Here is a 2,700-nt window from a genome sequence, read left to right on the forward strand (position 1 = left end):
GCACCCGGCGGCGAGCAGCAGCGCGGCGAGCGTGGCCGCCGCGACGTTGACGATCGACATCGAATGGCCGACCGCCGCCGGCGCGCCGAACACGCGATCGGTGAACAGTGCGACGACGGTCGTGCCGATCCCGAGTGCGATCAGGTTCGACACGAGCAGGAACAGCGCGGAGATCTGCGCACGCATCTGGTTCGGCGCGAGCGTCTGCATCGCGGCGGTCGACGTCGGCATCGGGAACGACGCGAAGAACATCGCGACGACGAGCATCGCGAGCGACGCGGGCAGCGAGTCGAGCTGCGTGAACAGCGTTGCGGGGATCACCATGCACGCGGCGCCGATCGCGCCGGCACGCATCGGCGCATCGTGGCGGCCGCGCAGCAGCAGCCAGTCGTTGAGCCAGCCGCCGCAGAACACGCCGGCCGTGTTCGCCACCAGCAGCACGATGCCGAGCGTGTAGCCGGCTTCGACGGCCGTCATCCCGAAGTGGCGGATATAGAACGCCGGCGTCCAGCTCAGCAGGCAGTACAGCGTCATCGCGTAGAACGAGAAGCCGAGGTAGTGGCACGTGAAGGTTGCGCGATGCGAGCCGACGAAGCGCAGCGAATCGCGCATCGACACGCGCCGCACGGCGCCCGAGCGATCCTGCGCGAGCCCCTTGCGTTGCGGGTCGCGCACGGTCGCGGCGAACAGCAGTGCGACCAGCAGCCCCGGCAGCCCGACGATCAGGAACGTGACCTGCCACGCATGCACCTGTCCGACCACCGGCAGCGTGAATGCGCTCGCATGCTTGAGCAGCGCGATCACGTAGCCGCCGATCAGGAACGCGATGCCGCCGCCGATGAACGAGCCGAGCGAATACACGGCGATTGCGCGCCCGAGCTTCTCCTTCGGAAAGTAGTCGGCGAGCATCGAATACGCGCCGGGCGACAGCGCGGCCTCGCCGACGCCCACGCCCATCCGTGCGATGAACATCTGCACGAAATGCTGGCTGAGCCCGCACGCGGCGGTCGCGACGCTCCACAGCGCAATGCCGAGCGAGATGATCCGCGGGCGTGCGTAACGATCGGCGAGATACGCGACGGGCAGCCCCATTACCGCATAGAACAGCGAGAACGCGAAGCCGTTCAGCAGGCTGAACTGCGTATCGGACAGGTGCAGGTCGCGCTTGATCGGCTCGATCATCAGCACGAGGACCTGACGGTCGACGAACGAAAAGATGTACGCGAGCATGCAGATGACGACGACATACCATTCGTACGTATAGCGCTTGCCGTCGGCAGCGCGGGCCGTGGATGCGGACATGCGGATTCTCCAGGAGCGGGCGGTGGAAACGCGAGGCAGCGGCCTGGCAGGCCGGGCGCCGTCGCGGCGCGAAAGCGTGCGGGGGGCACGTGTCGGAGACGCAGCGTAGTCGGCCAAATTCGGCCGCCATAGCCGGAGTGACAGCCGCGCCACGCGGGCATTTACCGACCCGAATAAAGAAAACACCAGGGTCGCGTGCGCCGGCCGCCGCGCAGCGCGCCTGCGGCGGGGCGCGCACGCATCATGCGGCGCATCTATAAGCGTTATAGAGCGCATTGCGTCGACGTCCGAAATTGTCGTTCCTAGACTCGGCCCGTTTTTGATCGGCAGCGTTGGCCCTTCGCGGCGAACGCGCTTCACACCACGCGGCGCAAGGCCGACAGGCGCCGGAAACTCTACGGGACGACGACGATGAACCAACCGAACGGGCGGGCCGACCGGCTTGCCGTACCGCTTGCCGCGCTGCTTGCCTGCGCGGCGCTGCCCGCATTCGCACAATCGAGCGTGACGCTCTACGGCCGCGTCGACACCGCGATCGAATACGCGAACGCCGGGCCGAACCACGTGACGCGCATGGGCAGCGGCAACCTGTGGGCGTCGCAGTGGGGGCTGAGGGGCGTCGAGGATCTCGGCGGCGGCTATGCGACGATCTTCAAGCTGGAAGACGGCTTCAACGCGGGCAGCGGCGCATTGTCGAACAGCAGCGCACTGTTCGGCCGCGAGGCGTGGGTCGGCATCACGGGGCCGTTCGGCGGCGTGCAGTTCGGCGAGCTCTACACGATCCTGCACACGACGCTCGTCACGTACAGCCTGCCGGGCCTCGGCGCGGGGCTCGCGTGGGGCAACGCGACCAACAACTTCGTCGGGCCCGCGTTCCTGCGCGTGCGCAACTCGATGCGCTACACGTCGCCGCGCTACGCGGGCTTCATGCTGCGGGCGATGGCCGCGCGCGGCACCAACGGCGCGGCCGGACAGCCGGCGACGCTCGGCGATACGTACGGCGCGGGGCTCAACTACGTGCGCGGCGGCCTGTCGGTCGACGTCGACTACATGCAGCAGAAGTTCAGCCCGGTGGCAGCGTCCGCGCTCGGCGACACGAGCCCGGCCGCGAACGGCAACTACACGCTCGGCGCGATTTCGTACGATTTCAGCGTCGTGAAGGTGGCCGCGCTGTACATGCGGCATCGCGGCGGCCCCGACGTTGCGACCGCGATCGACAGCCAGAGCGCGTATCCGCACAGCGACATCATGGAGCTGAGCGCGACGGTGCCGATCGGGCGGGCGTCGCTGCTGCTGAGCGTCGGCCATTACCGCAAGGTCGCGGACAGCGACGGCAACGCCGATTCGTACGGCATCCGCTTCGACTATCCGCTGTCGAAGCGCACGGTGCTGTACACG

The 2,700-nt window shown here is 68.0% G+C and carries 2 protein-coding genes; one reads left to right on the plus strand and one right to left on the minus strand.

Annotation, left to right across the window (positions count from 1 at the left end):
* On the minus strand, positions 1–1,302 hold a 1,302-nt coding region (locus JYJ84_RS33540), incomplete at its 3' end, for an MFS transporter (RefSeq protein WP_205190046.1).
* Positions 1,303–1,713: 411 nt separating this feature from the next.
* Here JYJ84_RS33540 and JYJ84_RS33545 point away from each other — a divergent pair.
* On the plus strand, positions 1,714–2,700 hold a 987-nt coding region (locus JYJ84_RS33545), incomplete at its 3' end, for a porin (protein ID WP_205190047.1).

It is taken from the genome of Burkholderia sp. LMG 13014 (genome assembly GCF_905232215.1).
Classification (GTDB): Bacteria; Pseudomonadota; Gammaproteobacteria; order Burkholderiales; family Burkholderiaceae; genus Burkholderia.